Origin of the sequence: Thermobifida halotolerans, assembly GCF_003574835.2 — a bacterium.
Lineage (GTDB): Bacteria > Actinomycetota > Actinomycetes > Streptosporangiales > Streptosporangiaceae > Thermobifida > Thermobifida halotolerans.
Genome location: NZ_CP063196.1, coordinates 2355993 through 2374085 on the forward strand (window position 1 = coordinate 2355993; position 18093 = coordinate 2374085).

Below are 18093 nucleotides of genomic sequence, written 5' to 3' on the forward strand. Positions count from 1 at the left end.
CCCTCCACCGGGTGGCTGTCCCTTGTAGGGGCGATGAGGAACCGAGACCTGCTTACTGCAGCCGCTCGCGCCCAACATATTGCTGCCCCTCGTAGGGGCGATGAGGAACCCCTGCGGCTCCCGCGGCTCCGGCGGCTCCGAGGCATTGCTGCTCCTCGTAGGGGCGATGAGGAACCCCTGCGGCTCCCGCGGCTCCGGCGGCTCCGAGGCATTGCTGCTCCTCGTAGGGGCGATGAGGAACCCGAGGGTAAAGCCGCCGGTCAGCCCCGGTGTCAGGGACTGGTTTCGGTGGTTTTTTCAGCGGACCTCCGGTAGTGCATCAGACCCCGGCGTGTCGCTGAAAACAGGGGTGGGAAGGCGTAGCAGCGGGACGGTGCTGGGAATGACCGCTGATCACGGTGGGATGACAGTTCTGGGAAAAGTGTTCTCCGTCCGTCACAGCCGACAACGATCGTTCCTCACCACTTGGGGAAGTGGGGGACTGGGGAGAGAATTTGAGTATGGCAGAGCCAAGCTTTGCCGATCTTGCGATCTTCCATGGAAGACTGGGCAGGGACGAGGACCTCGTCCCAGACCGTGTGCTCTCTTGGAGGGCACACGTGGCCCTGTGAGGGGTAGCAAAACTGTTGACGTGGTCTTGAAGCTGTCCTGAACCGCGTCATTGCTCACTCTCATCGCCCCTGCGAGGGGGAGGGCACCCTGACAGGGTGCCCTCCAGTGCGGCTATCGGCTTGTTCTCCGCTCTTCCCGGGTGGACTTCCGCTGCTGGAGGAGTCCCGGTTCCTGCAGGGTGATCGTGGCGCCTTGCAGGGAGATCCCGGACCCGGTCCAGGAGAGTCCCTCCAAGCTCAGGGTGGCGCTCTTGGCGGTCACCTCTGCCGTGTCGTCACTGTCCTGTGTGGTAGAGGCACTGCGGTGCTGGAGCCACATCATGGTCTCGCCCTTTCTTGCTCCGGAGGGAGAGGCTGGTTCGCCACGCCACAGCACGCTAGCGGAAGATTGTTCGACTGTCGACGTCGTCTTAGAAGAGCTAAGCTTTCTCCTAGGGTTGTCCGTGGCCTGTGGGGCGCAGACGCCTGGCAGGGACAAGCCATCCGTGTCAGCAAATTTTGTGATAACCAGCTGTTTTCCTGAGGTCTGCCGTAGGCCTCCTCTAGGTTGGCAAAGACCGCTGCAGTGGGCAGATCTCTGAGAAGGCGGGGTGTGGAATGCGATTGCGGCTGGGGATACGCACGTCGGCTTCGTCGCTGCCGTGGGCGCAGGTTCTCAAGCCGGGACGAAGCCTGGTCTACGAACTCCTGGCGCGGGGTGCTCCCGAGGTGGGAGCGCGCCTGCACTCCGGAGGAGTACCGCCGCACGGAATGGTTCCTTTCGGACACAGCGCCCCGGTGTTTCCGTCGGCGCGACGCAAACGGGGAGCCTATGCCGCTGGTGGCCTCGGTTGGCTGGAGTTGGGCAGTCCGCTGCCCGAGGTGGTCGAAGGGCTGGCCAAAGGATTGGCGGGGCGCGAAGTCCTGGACTGGGGTGGAATCGCGCTCCGGTTGGAGTCGGTGACCGCAGTGGATCCCCCGGAATTCAGTACCGGGCGGGTGCGGTGGCGAACCGCGACTCCGGTGGTGATGAAGGGCTCGGGACGCGACGACGACGGAGTGCGCACCAAACGCGAAGCCTGGGTGCTTCCGGGGGAACCCGAGTTCGCCGAGTACTTCGCACAGAATCTGCGCCGCAAGGCCGAGACGCTGGGACTCGACCCGGACGTGTCGCTGGAGGCGATCACGTGGGTGGGAGCCAAGAGGTCGTTCGCGGTCGGGGGCGGCCTCAAACCAGGGGCGCCGATCGAGGTCGAACTCCGCGGGACCGCTGAGACCCTGCAGGGCATCTGGAGTTGGGGGTTGGGCCAGGCCAACTCCGCGGGATTCGGGTGGGTCGCCGGATGAGCGTCACCACCTCTCGTGCAGAAGACGTGCTGTCGATACGGCTGACCGCTCACCCGATGCAGCGGGTGGGAGCGTTCGCCTTGGCTCTGCTGGCGGCTGACGGGCGGCGTCGCGCCATGAAGCACCCCGAGGAGCTGACACCGGAGGAGATCAGGTCCGCCAATGAGGTGATGACCAAGGACCTGGAAGCCACCGTCGATGCCGCTGACTCCAAACAGCCGGGCGGGTTTTGGCTGGGCGCCAGTTACCTGTTCTGGCCGAACTGTGCCATCAACACCACCAACCGCAAGAAGCGGAGCCGCGAGGAGCGGTGGGCCAAGCTCTATGAATGGCGTGACCTCCCCGAGACTGAGACGTTGCTGGAAGCCCCCTGCGTGCTGTGTGGACGCAGAGCCTGCGGCTGGTACGGCAAAGTCGATGTCCCGCTGGCGTCCAGTACCTCCTACCGCAACACCACGGTCCCCGGCCACGAAGGGCTGGCGCTGTGTCGGGGATGCCTGCTCAGCTTCTACGCGCTTCCATACGCGTGTGAGATCAGCGGTGGGCGCGCTGCCGTCGTACACAGTTGGGATGACCGCTTCCTGGCCCGAGTGGCAGGGCGGCAGGCGAAACGGATGCTCGGCCGTGCCTTGCTGTCATCCGCTGCTGCCTCCTCCCCGGTCCCCTACGCACGTCAACGCCGGGCTATCGCGGCACTGAGGGGATACGAAGAGGAGCTCACCGACGGTGTGGAGCTGCTGGTGTTCACCAACAGCAACAAAGAGCAGGAACTCACCGTCCACTCCCTTGAACAACCTCTGGCCGAGTGGATCAGCGGGTCCGCGCAGGGCCCGCACACTGTGGGATGGGGCTATCTGTGCCGGGCCCACCACACGGACAAAATCCCGGGAACCGCGTTGTTGGCCCGCAACCTCTTCGCCGAACCGCAGCGCGTGGTCTCCTCAGCCGCCTCGTATACGCGCCGCCTCCTCGAAGAAACCGAGCAGGTTCCGGGTGAGAGCCCGGTCCTGGCCGAGACCTGTTTCTCCTATTCCGCGAAGGTTCTGATGGTAACCGAGAACGAATCGCGTGAGATCCGCGAACTCGCGCACCGGATCGCCGCAACGGTGAGCGGCGAACTCACCGAACTGAAGAAGTACCTGCAGGCCCAGAGGACGGCCAAGACGCTGAAGGCGTGGCTGCGCCGTAAAGCCACCGACACCGCGCTGTTCTCGACAGCGCACGAGCCGTTCGTGACCGAACGCCAGTGGCTGCTGCTGTTCGACTCCGAAGAACGCAGCTATCTCCACCGCGACCTGCTGTTCCTCGGAGTGCTGGCGGAGCTGCACAAGCTGTCCCCCGGCTGGCGCGACGACCCCGAGGCGCGCAGCGTACTGGAGGAGGCCGCCGATCCCGACGACATCGACACCGACGACAGTGAGGACTGAGCAGTGACCTACCTGGTGGGCAAGATCGCTTTGGACGTCACCGCTGGCGCGCCCAACAACGGCCGTGGCGAGGACAACGTGGCCGTCACCAAGAAGCTGTACATCAACGGCAAGACCTACCCGTACATCTCGGCGCAGGCGTTCCGGCGGTGGCTGCGCGACTCGTTCCCCTCCTCAGAGGCACCCTCGCCGGTGGAGCGTTCCGGCACGGGCAAACGGCAGCAAGCTCACACCGCGGGACGCCCCGACCTATATCTGGACGACGACCTGTTCGGCTACATGGTCGCGGCGAAGAAGGAGAACTACCAACGCGACACCGTGCTGGCCACCGGAACCCTGGTCTCGGTCACCCCCGCCAAACCCAGAACGGACTTCGGGACGATGAGCCGCGGTTTCCCCGCCGGCGCCAACCCGGTCATCCACGAACACGAGCACTACACCGCCGAACTCGCCGGAGACGTGCTGCTGGACCTGCCTCGGGTGGGAGTGTTCGAACAGGAGGGCAGTGGACTGCGTCGCGCCCTGTCCCCGGCCGCTGAGGCCGAGGCCTTGGCCGCAGGCGCCGAAGAGGTGCAGTTCCGCGGAGTGAAGTCACTGCGGCTGGACATCGCCGAGCGGCGCCGCCGGGCCGCTGTGCTGCTGCGCACCCTGGCCGAGGTGCGGGGCGGCGCGAAGAAAGCGCTGCACTACGGCGACCGCGCCCCCGCCCTGGTGCTGCTGGCCCCGCTGAAAGGTGGCAACAACCCGTTCACCCGAGTGCTGGCCGCCACGTCGCGCGGGGTCGCCTTCGACGTCGACACTTTCCGGGAGGAGAAAAGCGCCTGGGCCGACGAACTGGACGGGCCGATCCAGATCGGCTGGGCCCCGGGTTTCCTGGGAGACCAGCGGGAACAGGTCCGCCGGGAACTCGCCGCCGAGATCGAGGCGGGCGAGGTCGTCATCGACCACCCCCGCCTGGTGCTGAAGGCGCTGGCCAAGAGCATCGAGGCCGGTGAATGCGACGCCTGGTTCGAGGACGCGCCCCGGTGACCGAAGCTCTGGAGATCACGGTCACCGCACCGATCGTGTCCTTCCGCAACCCTTTGTACGCCGCCGTGCAGGTCACGCTGCCCTGCCCGCCGCCCTCCACGGTGGCGGGCCTGCTGGCCTCCATGGTCGGCGGCTGGGATGCCATGCCCCGCGGCACCGCCTTCGCGATGGCGTTCACCGCCCAAGGCCAGGGAACCGACGTGGAGACCTTCCACCCACTGGAAGCCAAAGGGGGCCGGATCTCGCCCACGCCCAAGGACCGGGAGTTCCTCGCCGACGCCACCCTGACCGTGTGGTTCACCGACCACCTGGACCTGTGGGAGGCGGCGGTACGCCGACCGGTGTGGCCGCTGCGGTTCGGCCGCAGCCAGGACCTGGCTTCGGCCCGTGTCCGCAGGACCGTCCTGCGACCGCAACCAGGACGCCAGGGACACGCCCTCGTGCCCGACAGCGCTTCCAAAGCCGGAACCACACTGCGGCTTCCCACGGCGATCAGCCGCGACCGGGCCCGCACCACCTGGGCCGGATACCGTTACGCCACCTCGGGCAGCAACTACATGCTCACCACCGGGCACTCCACCCCCGAAGGCCAGGCGGTGGTGCTGCTGGAGGGCGTTCATCCCGACCTCGTCGCGGAGAACGCCGCGTGAATCCGCTGAACCGGATCTGGGCCAAGAGCGCTTCCCCCGGGCAGTCCTGGGGGGAGTTGCTCACCGAACACCTCGACGCGACCCTCACCGCACTGGACCTGCTGCGCCACCGCGTGGGACGTATCGCCGCGGTCCCCGACCGCTTCTGGACCTGGGCTGCCCTGGCCTGCCTCTTCCACGACGCAGGAAAGATCCCCGAGGGCTTCCAACGCATGGTTGGCAACCCGCGTCCCGCCCAGGTGTGGGGCCTGCGCCACGAGATCTACTCCCTCGGGTTCGTCGACCACGTCCTCGCCCACCTGGACGAGGACGAACGACAGTGGATCGCCCTGGGAGTACTCACCCACCACCGTCCTCTGAGCGGTGGTGCCCGGTCGATCCGGAAACAGAAAGGCTCCCTGCGCACCCCCCAAGCGGTGACCGATGCCTTCGGACCGGTGGACGAGCAGACAGCCAACGCCTTGACGGCATGGCTCGCCCAACGCTGCTACGCCCCCGTCCCGAAACCGGTGACCGCGACCGACCTGGGCAAGGCAACCCACCGGCTCCTCACCACCGTCCTGGACCACTGGGCCGAGGAGAGCCCCGACAACGAGGCGGGACTGCACGCGGTGCTGCTGCAGGGCGCGGTCACCCTCGCCGACCACGTGGCCTCCGCCCACACCACACTGCTGACCGACCACCCGCTGGACGCCGAGTATCCCGAACGGCTGCGCAAACGCCTCACCAACCAGGGGGCGACCTTGTTCCCCCACCAAGAGGCAGCAGCCCGAGCCTCGGGACACCTGCTGCTGCGCGCCCCGACCGGCAAGGGCAAGACCGAAGCCTCCCTGCTGTGGGCGCTCACCCAGATCGACCAGGTGCGCGCCACCACTGGAGGACAGCCCCGCCTGTTCTACACGCTGCCCTACCTGGCCTCGATCAACGCCATGGCCGACCGGCTCGGCGAAGAGTTGGACGACCCCGAACGGCAGAGCATCGGCGTGACACATTCGAAGGCCGCCGACTACCACCTGCGCCGCGCCATCAACGACGACCACGACGAGACCGAACCGCTGGAACACGCCACCCGCGCGGTCGCCAAGGCCAACGCCAGCCGCCTGTTCCGCGAACTCGTGCGGGTCACCACCCCCTACCAGCTGATGCGCGCCGCCCTGGCCGGCCCCGCACACTCCTCCACACTCATCGACTCGGTCAACTCGGTGTTCGTCTTCGACGAACTCCACGCCTACGACACCCACCGCCTCGGCATCATCCTGGCCATGACAGGCATGTGGGCACGCCTCGGCGGACGCATCGGCGTAGTCTCGGCGACCCTGCCCGACGCCCTCGCAGAGTTGATCGAGAAAACCCTGGGCGAGCCCTTGGCCGAGGTCGCCCCGGACAGCGGGCAGGCGTGGCCGCGCCGCCACCGACTGCACCTCGACGAAACCCACCTGACCAGTACAGAGAGCATCGCCGCCATCACCGAACAACTCGTCCAGGGCAACAGTGTGCTGGTGGTGGCCAACAACGTCGCCGACGCCCAGAACATCTACGACACACTCGCACCAACCGCCCGCGAGTTGTACGGCGACGACGGCGCGATTCTGCTGCACGCGCGCTTCCGCGCGAAGGACCGCGGGGAAATCGAACGCCGGATCCTGGAACGCTACGGCACCAACCAAAAGCATCACCCCGGTCTGGTGGTGGCCACCCAGGTCGTCGAGGTCTCTCTCGACCTGGACTTCGACATCCTGCACACTTCGGCCGCTCCTCTGGAAGCACTCATCCAGCGTTTCGGCCGCGTCAACCGCCTCAACGGACGGGACCAGTCCGCACCGGTGGTCGTGCACCGACCCGACTACGCCCCCCGTGCTCGGGGCGGAGGCGACGAGTACGCCGACAAGGTCTACGCGGCCGAACCCACCCGACTGGGATGGGACATCCTCATCCGCCACGACGGCGACCCACTCGACGAGCGCCTGTTCACCGACTGGCTCAACGAGGTCTACACCAGCCCTTGGGGACAGCGGTGGCGCAGCGACGTCGAGCGGGTGCGCACAGAGTTCACCCGGCGCTTCCTCACCTTCGACCCGCCCTTCGACGACCGCAGCGACCTCGCCGCCGCGTTCGACCAGATGTTCGACGGTGCCGAGGGGATTCTGGCCGAAGACCTCGAGGCCTACCGGGAGGCGCTCGATCAGGGCAGAGACCCGCAAACCCGCAAAGCCGCACGCCTCCTGGCATCCGGCTACCTCATTTCACTCCCCGACCACGCCCGCCGCCTGGGGCGGTGGGACAAGGAATTCGGACTCATCGTGATCGACGCCGACTACACCGAAGAAAAAGGGCTCGGCGCCCTCAACCGGGACGACCGCACAAGCTACGTGATGGGCGAAGTGCTGTGATCAGCGCCGAAGACGTGGGCGGCGTCCACGTCAAATACCTGTACCACTGCCCGCGCCAACTGTGGCTGTACGTGCGGGGATTCCGCCCCGAAGCGCTCAGCGAAGCAGTGCAGATGGGCGAGGCCGTCCACGACACCTCCTACCGCCGAGCCACCCCCATCGACCTGGGCGCGGCCAAGCTGGACGACCTCGACGGCGACCTGTGGGTTCACGAAATCAAGTCCGCCTCCAAACCCTCGACCGCCGATGAGGCCCAGGCCATCCACTACTGCTACCGGCTGCGCAAGGTCGGAGTGGAAGCCCAAGGCGCGGTCCTGCACTACCCCAAGACCCGCCGCACCCAGCGCATCACCTACACACCCGCCCACGAGGCCCGAGCAGAGGAGGACATCGTGAACGTCCTGGACACCGTGGCCTCTCCCACCTCCCCTCAACGCCTGGAACGCGCCGCCTGCCGAGGGTGCAGCTACCAGGACTACTGCTGGAGCGACTGACGATGCCCACCGCCGCCCGCACCTACTGGCTGACCTCCACCTGCCGCATCCGCCGCAAAGACCAGTCCCTGGTCATCGAGCGCGAGAGCGGTGACTCCGTGCACATCCCCATTACCGACGTTCGCGACCTCATCGCCTTTACGAGGCGTGGCAAGTGGTGAACGGGGACGCGCGTCATTGCCGTCTGCGGCACGGCCCAGGACCACAACCTGAAGATTCTGCGCACCTGCCGCCGCTGCCTGCACCATGTACAGCGCAGTGTTTTCGAAGGGCAACTCTCGCCAGCTCAACTCCGTCGTTTCCAGAGCGGTGTCAGCGACTTCATTGACCACGGGACGACCACGTCATCGTCTACAAGCTTCCTCTTGGTGCTGAGTTTCGCCACCACACCATCGGACTCGACCGACTAGCCCCAGCGATATCCTGTTACCCCGCCAGCCTCCGTTTTTCAGCGACACGCGGGGGTCTGATGCACGACCGGAGGCCCGCTGAACAAGCCGTCGAAACCGACCCCTGGGACCGGAAGCGACCAGCGGCTTTACCCTGGAATCTCTCATCATCCCTACGAGGGGTAGCAACTCGTAGGCGACGGTGCGCTTGAGTTGGTGGTGGTTCCTCATCGCCCCTACGAGGGGCAGCAACAGGTGCTCAGCTCCGACGAGGAGGGCCGCCTCTACGCGTTCCTCATCGCCCCTACGAGGGGCAGCAACTGGGGTTGCTCCCATGCGCACAGTGGGCATTCCACATCGTGTTCCTCATCGCCCCTACGAGGGGCAGCAACTGGGTTGGTGAGGAGGGCCCGGAACTGGTTCATGTGGGTTCCTCATCGCCCCTACGAGGGGCAGCAACGGGTGCTGGCGGATCGTGTTGATGTGGCCGGTGAGGTTCCTCATCGCCCCTACGAGGGGCAGCAACCCGACCCCGACCCCGACATCCCCACCCCGTCCCTGGTTCCTCATCGCCCCTACGAGGGGCAGCAACCCGCAGCTCTTTGCGCAGCTCGGACGGGAACTTCCGTTCCTCATCGCCCCTACGAGGGGCAGCAACGGCACGACGCCGATGCCCTCGCGGTCGGGGTGCCAGTTCCTCATCGCCCCTACGAGGGGCAGCAACTAGGCGTCCGCGGCCTCCACGAGGAAGCGTTGCGGTTCCTCATCGCCCCTACGAGGGGCAGCAACTGGTTATTGAACAGCGGAACCACCGTGGCCCCACGTTCCTCATCGCCCCTACGAGGGGCAGCAACCGGTGTGACTACGCCGCCGCGGGCGCGACGCCTGGGTTCCTCATCGCCCCTACGAGGGGCAGCAACACTCCAGATTTCGGTCCATCAGGTGCGCCAGCAGGGTTCCTCATCGCCCCTACGAGGGGTAGCAACCCTGCCTGTTCACCCGCGACTACACCGACTCCTACGGGTTCCTCATCGCCCCTACGAGGGGCAGCAACCTCCAGTAGGGCGACCGCCTGGCGGATGGTCCACGTTCCTCATCGCCCCTACGAGGGGCAGCAACTAGGCGTCCGCGGCCTCCACGAGGAAGCGTTGCGGTTCCTCATCGCCCCTACGAGGGGCAGCAACTGGTAGCCGGGCCACCGCCCGGTCCTGGCAGATCACGGGTTCCTCATCGCCCCTACGAGAGGCAGCAACAAGTTCCATTCCAATGAAGGAAGTGTGGTGAGGTGAGAGACGGGTTGTTCAGTTGTGCTCTGCGGTTTCGGTGCTTTTGATGATTTTTTCGCCCAGCGGCGGGATCTGCCGAATCTCTTCGCGAGTTTGCGTTCCGACAGTCGTTCTCCGGTTTCGATACTCTCCTTGTAGGCCGTCAGCGCCTGCTGGACCAGGTCTGGTCCGTGCTGGTCCCCGTGCTGCCGACTGGTGGAGCGCACCAGCCCCATGAACATCTCGTAGCAGCCGACCAGGGCGATGGCGGGCCACGCGGCGACCACGGCTCCAACAGGGCCGTGGTGGAGGCCGTGGGCGATGTTGGCCGCGAGTGTGGCGGTGATGCCCAGCCACAGCAGTAACCAGGCCAGGACCGGGGCATGTCGGGTGTTGCGCGCGGCGTCGAGCAGGACCATGGAGGAGGCGTACACCAGCCCGTCGATGGTCAGGGGGATCATGAACGCGGTGATGCCGTCCTCGCCGTAGGCGCTGACCACCGCGTAGCCGTGGCGGTAGGAGACCACGGCCGCGACAGCGGCAACTCCGCAGACCACGGCCTTGGTCATCTCACGGATCACCCGGTCGGCGCGGAGATCCTAGGGTTCCGGTTGGGTCGTCTGCCGCATACCACTCCTTCCTTCCGTCGAAAGAGAAGAGCGGACGGGGGCAGTTCCGTGACAGTAAAGACCGGTGGCTGTCGACAGAGCGCGAGAGCCCGTCCCAGTTGTTCGGACGTTGAGCGGGTACGCCACCTGGTCGAGGCTTCCAACCGAGTCAGGTCCCGGCTGAAAGCCCCGACTGGTCCGAGGAGGAGGACCGCACTCCTGTGCTGATGGGGCCGCATCCGAGTCGACACAGACCCACGACCGGTTCTCCGAGCCGGACAGGAAGGCCGAGTGAAGGCCGCCGCGGCGCAGTCCTCACGAGTCCTGCTTGACCTGAGTACATCCCCACGAGGCCCTTTTCAGGGGGTGTCCCGTGATCAACGGTCCGGGACAGCTCCTAGCTGATGGACCGCTGATCGGTGTACCTCCTAGCGCGTCCTCGGATGTTGGCGAGTGCGTCGAGTGCGGTGTCGTCGGCGTCGGGGAGCGTGTGCAGGTAGCGCTCGGTCGTGGTGATCGATGCGTGGCCGAGGCGCTCCTTGACGACCATGAGGTCGGCTCCGCCGGCCAGGAGCCAGGATGCGTGGGCGTGGCGGAGTTTGTATGGCGTGATGTCCTTGGGCAGGTCGGCCTCCTCGCGGGCCGGGTGCCAGATGTTGGTGCGGAAACACTGGGCGGGGATGTGGCCGTCGGTGTTGACCTGGCGGCGCCTGCGGGGCTGGTCCTTGCCTTCGGCCCGGCGCAGAGCCCGGTAGCGGGCGAACGCCGTGCGGCAGTACTCGCAGCGGCACTTGCCGTTGGTGTAGGCCGCTGTGGTCCCGTGCCGGTAGCGGCGGCCCTTGTCGTTGGGCGGGGTCATCCCCAGGTCCACCCCGTCGGGGAGTTCGGGGATCGGAGCATCGTCGTGGTCGGGGAACTGGAACAGCAGGTCCTCGTCCCTGATGCCGTTGGCCAGGGCGAACGCTGCGATCCTGGTCACCAGCGGGCGGCGTGGCTTCAGGCGGCGGAACTTGCCGTCCTTGGGATAGTCCTTGGCGAGGAACCGGCCGCCGGTGGAGTGGAGGCGAGGCGCGATCTCGACCGCGGCGCGGCTGGCGGTGAGGATGCCGCTCGGCCGCTCCAGGTCTTTCATCCGCAGCTCGCTCAGCTCGCCCCAGCGCAGCCCGGGCTCGATCGCGACCTCGACCAGAAGCTGGAAGACCTCACCGTCGATGTGGGAGTAGAACTCGCCGAACTGCTCCGGGGTGATGGTCTTCAGGGGCTTGCGGCCGACCTTCGGCAGGACGACGCCTTCGCACGGGTGGATGAAGATGATCTGGTTCAACAGGGCTGTAGAGAATATCGCGCCGAGGACGGTGACGATCCGCTGGATCGTCGAAGCCGCAAGGCCGTCCTGCTGCCGCGCACGCACCCATTCCTGGACATGGCCTGGACGAATCTCGTTCATTCTCACTGAGGTTTTCTCAACGAATTGGGTGTTCGTAGCGGTGGAGGACCAGGGCGGCCTGGACGATGCGGCCGACCACAGAGGGGCTGAGGCTGATGCGGCGCAGCGCGGTGTGGCGGCCCACCAGTACGGCCATGGCGCGTTCACCACCGCGCGCACGGCCCGCAGCAGTCGGTTGTCGGTCCGGTTGTCGGCGTGCATGCGCGCATACGACACCTCCCGGGAAGCCCGAATCGGCGTGTGGGCGCCTGGCTTCGGCGCCGTCGGTCAACACGACCAGGCCTTCGTGGGCGGCCGCATACCGCGGCAGCGGCAGGGCGTGGATGCGCGCGGCGGTGAGGCCGAACCGTGGATCCCGGCACGGCCTCAAAGGCCCACAGCGGATGGCCGGCGGCATCGGCGAGGAACCGCACGCCCGCACCATGGTGGTGCTTGTGCGCCGAATACCACACGTCTGTGCCGCGGTCGTTGGGTTCCGCACAGCCGGTGGTGGCGAAGACCTTGCCGTCCAGGACGACCGGGGACCTGCCCTGGTCACGGAGCTCGTCCAGGACCTGGCGTGGTTGCGGGACCTGGGCGGCCAGCACGTGGGTGCCTTCGTGCGCCTACCGGTAGGCGGTGGCCCGGCTGACGGCGTGGTCGCGGGCCGGGGCGGTGACGAGGCTGCCGCCACGGAACCAGCACAGCACCAGCAGTGCCTGACGAACCGGAGTCAGTGCCCGGGAGCGGCGGGGCGTGCCAAGAGCGCGGCGATGAGCGGCCAGCAGGCGAGCCAAGTAGGTGACCCCGGGACGGGGAACATCAAACACGGCAGAACAGGGAACCACCGTGAAGCCTCTGGTCCAGTGGACGCGGTCCTGTGGTGAGAACCGTCCTATCAGGGGCTTCACGCCTGTCAGGAGCCAGGGCCCCCTCTCACCATCCCGCCCTCGATCCCGCCCTCGCCCCACCGCCCAGCCCATATTCGTTGAGAAAACCTCAGTGTGCTCCCCGCGCGTGCGGGGATGGTCCCAGACACGGCGATGCTGGGATCTTCGTTACCGAATGCTCCCCGCGCATGAGTGAGTGTTTCCCCGTCAGACAAGACAGCAGGACGGTCAAACCACGCGGTCCGGGACTCGCCACTGCGTGGTTTCGTCTCCCTCGGAGAAGTTGAGCGAGAAAGATCCAGGCAGAGGCGTTCTTCTGGGTCACCGGGCGCCCCTTGCCGTATACGGGTTCACTGCCAGTGACTGTGGTTCCATCCATGGCCACCGGCCTCCCGCTTCCAGCACCTGCGGCCATTCACGCTCGTCACGGTCGCCGCGCCACGGCTCCAACTCCACACGCCGGTGGTGGGCGCCGTCCGCCCCCAGGCGGGGTTCGGTCTTGCGCAGCCCGTAGCCGAACTCCGGCCATCCCATCAGCGCCGAGGAGCCGCGCGGGCGCAGGTCCCGGGAGCCGCCCTGGCCGGTGGTGGCGTGTCCGGCGTGCGCTTCCAGCAGCACGCACGCCCCCCGGGCGCGGATCAGGTTCAGTGCGGCGAGGATCGGCGCTGCCTCGTCGTCGCTGTTGATGGCGCGGGGCACGAGCCGGTACAGCGGTCCGATGGTGACCACGTCCGGGCGGATCCGCGCGATCCGCTGCATCAGCCACGACACGTCCCGGTCCCGGGCCAGGTCCATGCCTTCGGGGCGGCATTCGATCCACAGGCCCGACGCGGGGATCGGGTATCCGATGCGGGCTGCTTGGTCGGTCAGGTCGCGCAGGCGGCGCCGTAGGTGCCGTTCGGAGTTCTCGCAGTCGATGATCAGTACCCGGCGCGGTGTGATGGGAGAGGCACCGAACGGGTGGCATCCCGCGGCGATGGTCAGGGCCAGTTGGCGGAAGAGGGTGGACTTGCCGGTGCCCTCCCCGCCGGTGAGGATGAGGCGGTCGCCGCGTTCCAGCAGGTGGGGGACGATCCAGTCGTATTCTTCGTCGTGGACGGCGAGGAATTCCTCGATGGTGGGGGTGGGGGTGTTGTCGTCCAGTTCGAAGTCGCGGACGGCTTCGAGGTCGCGTATGGCCGTGTCGGTGAGGCCGGCGACGGTGGCGATGGGGTCGTCGCCCATGGCGGCCTCGTAGCCGCGTTGGGCGATGTGGTGTCCGGCGGTGATGAGGCGGCGGGTCGCGGCGTATCCGCGTACCCGGTGGGCGTGGTAGGGGCCGCTCATGGGTGCTGCGACGGTGGCGACGAGGGTGTGCAGGTAGGGGGCTCCGCCGCACCGTTCGAGGTCGCCGTCGGCGCGCAGGATTTCTGCGGTGGCGACGGGGTCGGGGCCGCCGAGGTCGGTGCGGACCCGGTTGACGGCGGTGAAGATCAGTTGGTGGGCGGGCCGGTAGAAGTCGCCTGCGGTGAGGATCTCGCAGATCTGCAGGGCGGCGTATTCGGAGATGAGCATCGCGCCGAGGGTGGCCTGTTCGGCATCGATGCTGTGCGGGGGAAGGTCCGGGTCAGTCACGGTAGAGCCACCTGTCGCGGACCGGGATCCGGGTGAGGTCGGCAGGTCGGGGTTGGTTCGTCTCCCAGCGGATCGTCTCGAGGGCGTCGGTGAGGGTGTCGTTGGCGGCCATGGTGGTGAGGTAGCCGCGCATGGTGGTGGGGTTGTAGGTGCGGCGGATCAGGTCGACGACGGCGCGGGCTTCGGTTGCGGTTGCGTCGGTGTGGGCCATGACGATGTCGACGGGGTTCGTGCGGGCGGTGTGGCGTGCGGGGTGGGGATCATCACCACCCTGGTTTGGGGGGTGTGCGTGTCCGGGCGGACGTCCGTGTCCTGCCGTGTGGGGGGTGGTGACCTGCGGGGATTCCGGTGGGGTGGAGGTTGGGGTCGGGGTGGTGTCTGTGTCCGGGCTGGCGGGGGCGTCATGGTGGGTGTTTCTGGTGGGGGGTTGGTGGGGCGAGTTGCGGTTCTTTTTCGTGCCGTTTCCGGATGTCGGGGTTCGGGGGGAGGCGGGCGTCAGGTCGGCCCCGTCTCGTTCTCGGGGGGCGGTCTGTTCGATCGCCAGGTCGTAGACCTCTGGGCGTCGGTCGGCGGGGATGTGGGAAGCGAGGGTGGGGTCGCCGGGACGGATCAGCGTCAATTCCTTGAGTTCGCGCAGGTCCCGGCGGACCGTCCGGTGTGTTTTGCGTACGCGGGCCGCGATGGTGGGCACTGAGGGGTAGGAGCCGCGGCCGTTGCTGTCGGCGTGCCAGGCCAGCACCGTCAGCACGGCGAACAGGTGGGGTGGAAACGGCGGGGCCGACTCGATGACCCATCGGAGGGCTTCCTGGCTCACGGCGGTTCCCCCTTGTGGTTGCTGGTTCTGCGGGGCGGTGTCGGCGGGGCCGGTTTCCTGCGGCGGGCGGCCTCGGTGGTGCGGGCCGGTGACGCGGGCAGGGGTGTTGCCGCGCGTCCGGTCGCGCCGGGACAGGGCGGTGGGACAGTAGCCGTCACGGCGGGCGGGCAGGGGCGGATACCGTCCTGGCCGCCTCACGGGTAGCCCGAGGGGGCTGCTCTGGGTCGATCGTCCCGTTTCCGCGTGGCATGCTGACTCCTCTCACCGAGAAGGCAAGAGGGCGCGCGGCTGATCCTGTGACCGCCGGGGCCCGTGTCAGCGGCCACCAGGAATTCCGCGAGTACGGCCGGTTGTCGCTCCCCGTGGGCGGCCACTTGTGGTCCCCACTGGCGGCCATCACGACATTGGGTGACGACAACGGGCCGTCGAGAACGCATCGCACTGACGGCGGCCTCAGAACGCGCCAGGACAACTCCCGCGTCGGCGCTCTCGCTTACCCCCGCGGACCTGTGTCGTCGCCTTCCAGGGGCCGATCGCTGTGCGTCGGACCGCCCTCGCCACCACCACACGAATCAGTCCGACCTGCTCCACACGCTTGGCTACCCGATGTGGTGTCGGATGGCCAGATAGCTCCCCAGCAACTGGCCGCCTCCGGGGAATCTCAACTGGCCACTAACAGGCCCGGGCGGCATCAGGAAAAGACATATGGTGGCTGCTGTTTGTCGTGAAGCGCGCGGAGGCGCCGGTTCGAGATGCCCTGGGGCTGTGCTACGGGTCTTCCCGTGCCATCGGGTGCGGGCTCGGCGGCAGCGGCTTGCCGGCACCTTCCGCGACACCGCGGAGCCCGGTGGAACCGGGGCGTCGGGCTCCAACGTGCTCCGGGCGGGGGCGCTGATGCGGTGGGCACGCCGCGGGGCGGCGGTCCCGGCGGTCTTTTCCGGGAGATGACAGTGGACAGTAGATACGGCTCTGATCCAATCTGTGTGGAGCCGCCATGCAGGGTGACCATCGCTGCCAGGATGTCGGTTCGTGTGACCACGACCCCCTACGCACGCTCCTGCCCCATCTGCGTGACGTCCGTGTGGACGCCGTGACCGCCAGTGGCGGCGAGCTGCTCATCGAGGCCGCAACGACCACCCGCCAGGCCCCGTGCCCCGACTGCGGAACCGTCTCCACCCACGTCCACGGCCACTACCAGCGCCGACTCCAGGACACCCCCCATCGGTGGCCAGCCCACCGCCATCCACCTGCGCGTCCACCGGTTCCGCTGCGCCAGCACTGCGTGCGAACGCCGCACCTTCGCCGAACAGGTCGACGGACTCACCCGCCCCCACACCCCACCACCACCAGACTCTGGAGGCCGTCGCGCTCTGGCTGGTCGGACGCCCCGGAGCCCGCCTGGCCCGCACGCTCTGCGCCCCCACCAGCCCGAACTCCCTGATCAGGATCCTGCACGCCCTGCCCGACGAGCCGCCGACCAGCGTTTCCCGCCTCCTGGGGGCGGATGACTTCGCCCTCAAACGCGGCCACGTCCACGCCACGATCCTGCTGGACATGGAGACCGGCCGCCGCATCGACGTCCTTCCCGACCGCACGGCCGACCCCTTCGCCGCCTGGCTGCGCGACCACCCAGGCGTGGAGATCGTGTGCCGGGACCGGGCCAGCGCCTACGCCGAGGCCGCCCATTCCGCCGTACCCGGCGCGGTGCAGGTCGCGGACCGCTTCCACCTGTGGAAAAACCTGTGCGAGGCGGTCGACAAGTGCGTGGCCGCCCACCGCGGCTGCCTCGCCGAACCAGCCTCCGAACCCGCGCAGACCGACACGGAGCCAACGCCGACCCCGGCAGCGATAGAGGGTTCGGGCTGCTCACAGGCGGAAACGACATGCTGCGGTCCACGCCCTGCCGGACAAGGGGACCGGGTATCTCGGCGATCGCCGATGCCCTGGGTTTCGACCGCAGGACCGTCCGCCGCTACGCGCACGCCCCGACCCCGGAGGACCTGCCCGCCGGCGACGGACGCCGGGCCACCCTCCTCCACCCCTACCCGGCCTACCCGCACCAGTGGTGGAACGAGGGATACACGGACGCGGTCCGGCTGTGCGCGGAGATCCGCGAGCGGGGCTACCAGGGCAGCGAACACACCCGGCGACCTCGAGCCGCTCCGGACCAGCGGGCGGCCCGCACCCCCGGTGCCCGAGGCGCTGACCGTCCGCCAGGCCACCGGACCGATCACCAGCCCGCCCAGCCGGTTGAAACCCGAGGAGGAGGTGCGGTTGAAGGAGCTGCTGAGCCGGTGTCCGCAGCTGGAGCAGGTTGCTAAGTGCGTGCGCTCCTTCGCCACGATGATGCGGGAGAAAGAAGAGGCAGGACCTGAAGACGTGGCTGGCCAGCGCCGAGGCGACCGAGAGGCAGCCGATGCAGAGCCTCACCCGCGGGCTGCGCCAGGACTTCGACGCGGTGACCACCGGACTCACCCCGGAATGGAACTCCGACCGTGTGGAAGGCAACGTGTGCCGGATCAAGGCGCTCAAAAAGGGCCGGGGACGGCCGTGCCGGACTCGAGCTGCCGCGCCGCCGCATCCTCTACACACCGTGACAGAACGCGGCGGCCTCACACAGACTGGATCAGAGCCATTCCTGGTGGCCGCTGACAATCTACTCACCCAACCAGCTCCTTTCTGAAGCAAGGGCTACGCCAGGCCCGTTGCAAGACCACACCTCCACAGTGGACGGCCCCTGCTTTGGTGAACGCCTGGCGACCGAGTACCCGTCCCCTCGGGCAAATCCCGTCGGCATGGGAGGAATGTGCATGTGGTCACCTCCCCGGACGGGGAGTTGCTGCGAGCCTTCGAGGCACTGCTGGGAGCAGTGCAGCCTCCGGGCTGCCCGCATCCGGCGATTCGCCGAGTGGATCCAGACTGCGGGACTGCTCACCCTGGCCGGCAAGAGCCCGTGTCGGCCAGTCTCCGGGGGCGGTTTTGTACTCGTTCAGAAGAACTGGCATCCCTCCACCGGGTGCGGTACTGCCCGTATCGCACCCGGTGAACTCGTCAGAGCAGTGCTGGTCTTTCAACTCTGCGAAGCAGGATGAAAAATTCACTTATCCACCACTGAACAGAACTTGAAATTCACCCCCAAACCAAAGGAGATTTATTTTTC

General features: G+C 67.5%; 13 protein-coding genes, 1 pseudogene and 1 CRISPR repeat array. Of the genes and pseudogenes, 9 read left to right on the forward strand and 5 right to left on the reverse strand.

What is annotated here, in order from left to right:
• The first annotated feature begins 1208 nt into the window (after positions 1-1208).
• The 8 genes from NI17_RS10560 to NI17_RS10595 all read left to right on the forward strand — a co-directional run bounded on the left by NI17_RS10560 (position 1209) and on the right by NI17_RS10595 (position 8337).
• Positions 1209-1937, forward strand: a complete 729-nt coding sequence (locus NI17_RS10560) for a CRISPR-associated endoribonuclease Cas6 (RefSeq protein WP_068693489.1) — start codon at positions 1209-1211, stop codon at positions 1935-1937.
• Complete coding sequence (locus NI17_RS10565) at positions 1934-3364, forward strand: hypothetical protein (RefSeq protein WP_147417008.1); 1431 nt, start codon at positions 1934-1936, stop codon at positions 3362-3364. Before NI17_RS10560 ends, NI17_RS10565 begins: the two co-directional genes overlap by 4 nt.
• Before the next feature lie 3 nt (positions 3365-3367).
• The gene (gene cas7i / locus NI17_RS10570) at positions 3368-4393 is read left to right on the forward strand and encodes a type I-B CRISPR-associated protein Cas7/Cst2/DevR (RefSeq protein WP_068693485.1); all 1026 of its coding nucleotides are present in this window, start codon (positions 3368-3370) and stop codon (positions 4391-4393) included.
• Entirely contained in the window at positions 4390-5043 is a 654-nt protein-coding gene (gene cas5, locus NI17_RS10575; RefSeq protein WP_199860166.1) for a CRISPR-associated protein Cas5, read from the forward strand. The genes cas7i and cas5 overlap by 4 nt, the downstream gene beginning before the upstream one ends.
• Positions 5040-7433, forward strand: coding sequence for a CRISPR-associated helicase/endonuclease Cas3 (locus NI17_RS10580; protein ID WP_068693482.1), 2394 nt, complete (start codon positions 5040-5042; stop codon positions 7431-7433). The genes cas5 and NI17_RS10580 overlap by 4 nt, the downstream gene beginning before the upstream one ends.
• Positions 7430-7927, forward strand: a complete 498-nt coding sequence (locus NI17_RS10585; protein WP_068693481.1) for a CRISPR-associated protein Cas4 — start codon at positions 7430-7432, stop codon at positions 7925-7927. The genes NI17_RS10580 and NI17_RS10585 overlap by 4 nt, the downstream gene beginning before the upstream one ends.
• Before the next feature lie 2 nt (positions 7928-7929).
• Positions 7930-8088 (forward strand): hypothetical protein, encoded by a 159-nt coding sequence (locus tag NI17_RS10590; protein WP_243597678.1) that lies wholly within the window; start codon positions 7930-7932, stop codon positions 8086-8088.
• Between the two features lie 78 nt (positions 8089-8166).
• Positions 8167-8337: a CRISPR-associated endonuclease Cas2 gene (locus NI17_RS10595; protein ID WP_243597710.1), complete on the forward strand. Its 171-nt coding sequence runs from the start codon at positions 8167-8169 to the stop codon at positions 8335-8337.
• Between the two features lie 138 nt (positions 8338-8475).
• A CRISPR array of direct repeats spans positions 8476-9569; the repeat unit is 31 nt; unit sequence GTTCCTCATCGCCCCTACGAGGGGCAGCAAC.
• Between the two features lie 263 nt (positions 9570-9832).
• Here the strand turns inward: NI17_RS10595 and NI17_RS10600 are convergent.
• The 5 genes and pseudogenes from NI17_RS10600 to NI17_RS24450 all read right to left on the reverse strand — a co-directional run.
• Positions 9833-10150, reverse strand: a pseudogene (locus NI17_RS10600) (DUF2637 domain-containing protein); the annotation flags it as partial.
• Between the two features lie 436 nt (positions 10151-10586).
• Positions 10587-11636: a tyrosine-type recombinase/integrase gene (locus tag NI17_RS10605; RefSeq protein WP_147417009.1), complete on the reverse strand. Its 1050-nt coding sequence runs from the start codon at positions 11634-11636 to the stop codon at positions 10587-10589.
• A gap of 605 nt (positions 11637-12241) precedes the next feature.
• A complete protein-coding gene (locus tag NI17_RS10610; RefSeq protein WP_243597679.1) occupies positions 12242-12412 on the reverse strand; it encodes a hypothetical protein in 171 nt (56 codons plus the stop codon).
• A 414-nt stretch (positions 12413-12826) separates the two neighbouring features.
• On the reverse strand, positions 12827-14119 hold the full coding sequence (locus tag NI17_RS10615; RefSeq protein ID WP_068694295.1) for an AAA family ATPase: 1293 nt from the start codon (positions 14117-14119) through the stop codon (positions 12827-12829).
• The gene (locus NI17_RS24450; RefSeq protein ID WP_068694293.1) at positions 14112-14933 is read right to left on the reverse strand and encodes a helix-turn-helix domain-containing protein; all 822 of its coding nucleotides are present in this window, start codon (positions 14931-14933) and stop codon (positions 14112-14114) included. The genes NI17_RS10615 and NI17_RS24450 overlap by 8 nt, the downstream gene beginning before the upstream one ends.
• Positions 14934-16157: 1224 nt before the next feature.
• On the opposite strand from NI17_RS24450, the gene NI17_RS24705 reads away from it, so the two are divergent.
• Positions 16158-17585 carry a transposase gene (locus NI17_RS24705; RefSeq protein WP_170163095.1) on the forward strand — a complete coding sequence of 476 codons (1428 nt, stop codon included), beginning with the start codon at positions 16158-16160 and terminating at the stop codon, positions 17583-17585.
• The last annotated feature ends 508 nt before the right edge of the window (positions 17586-18093 follow it).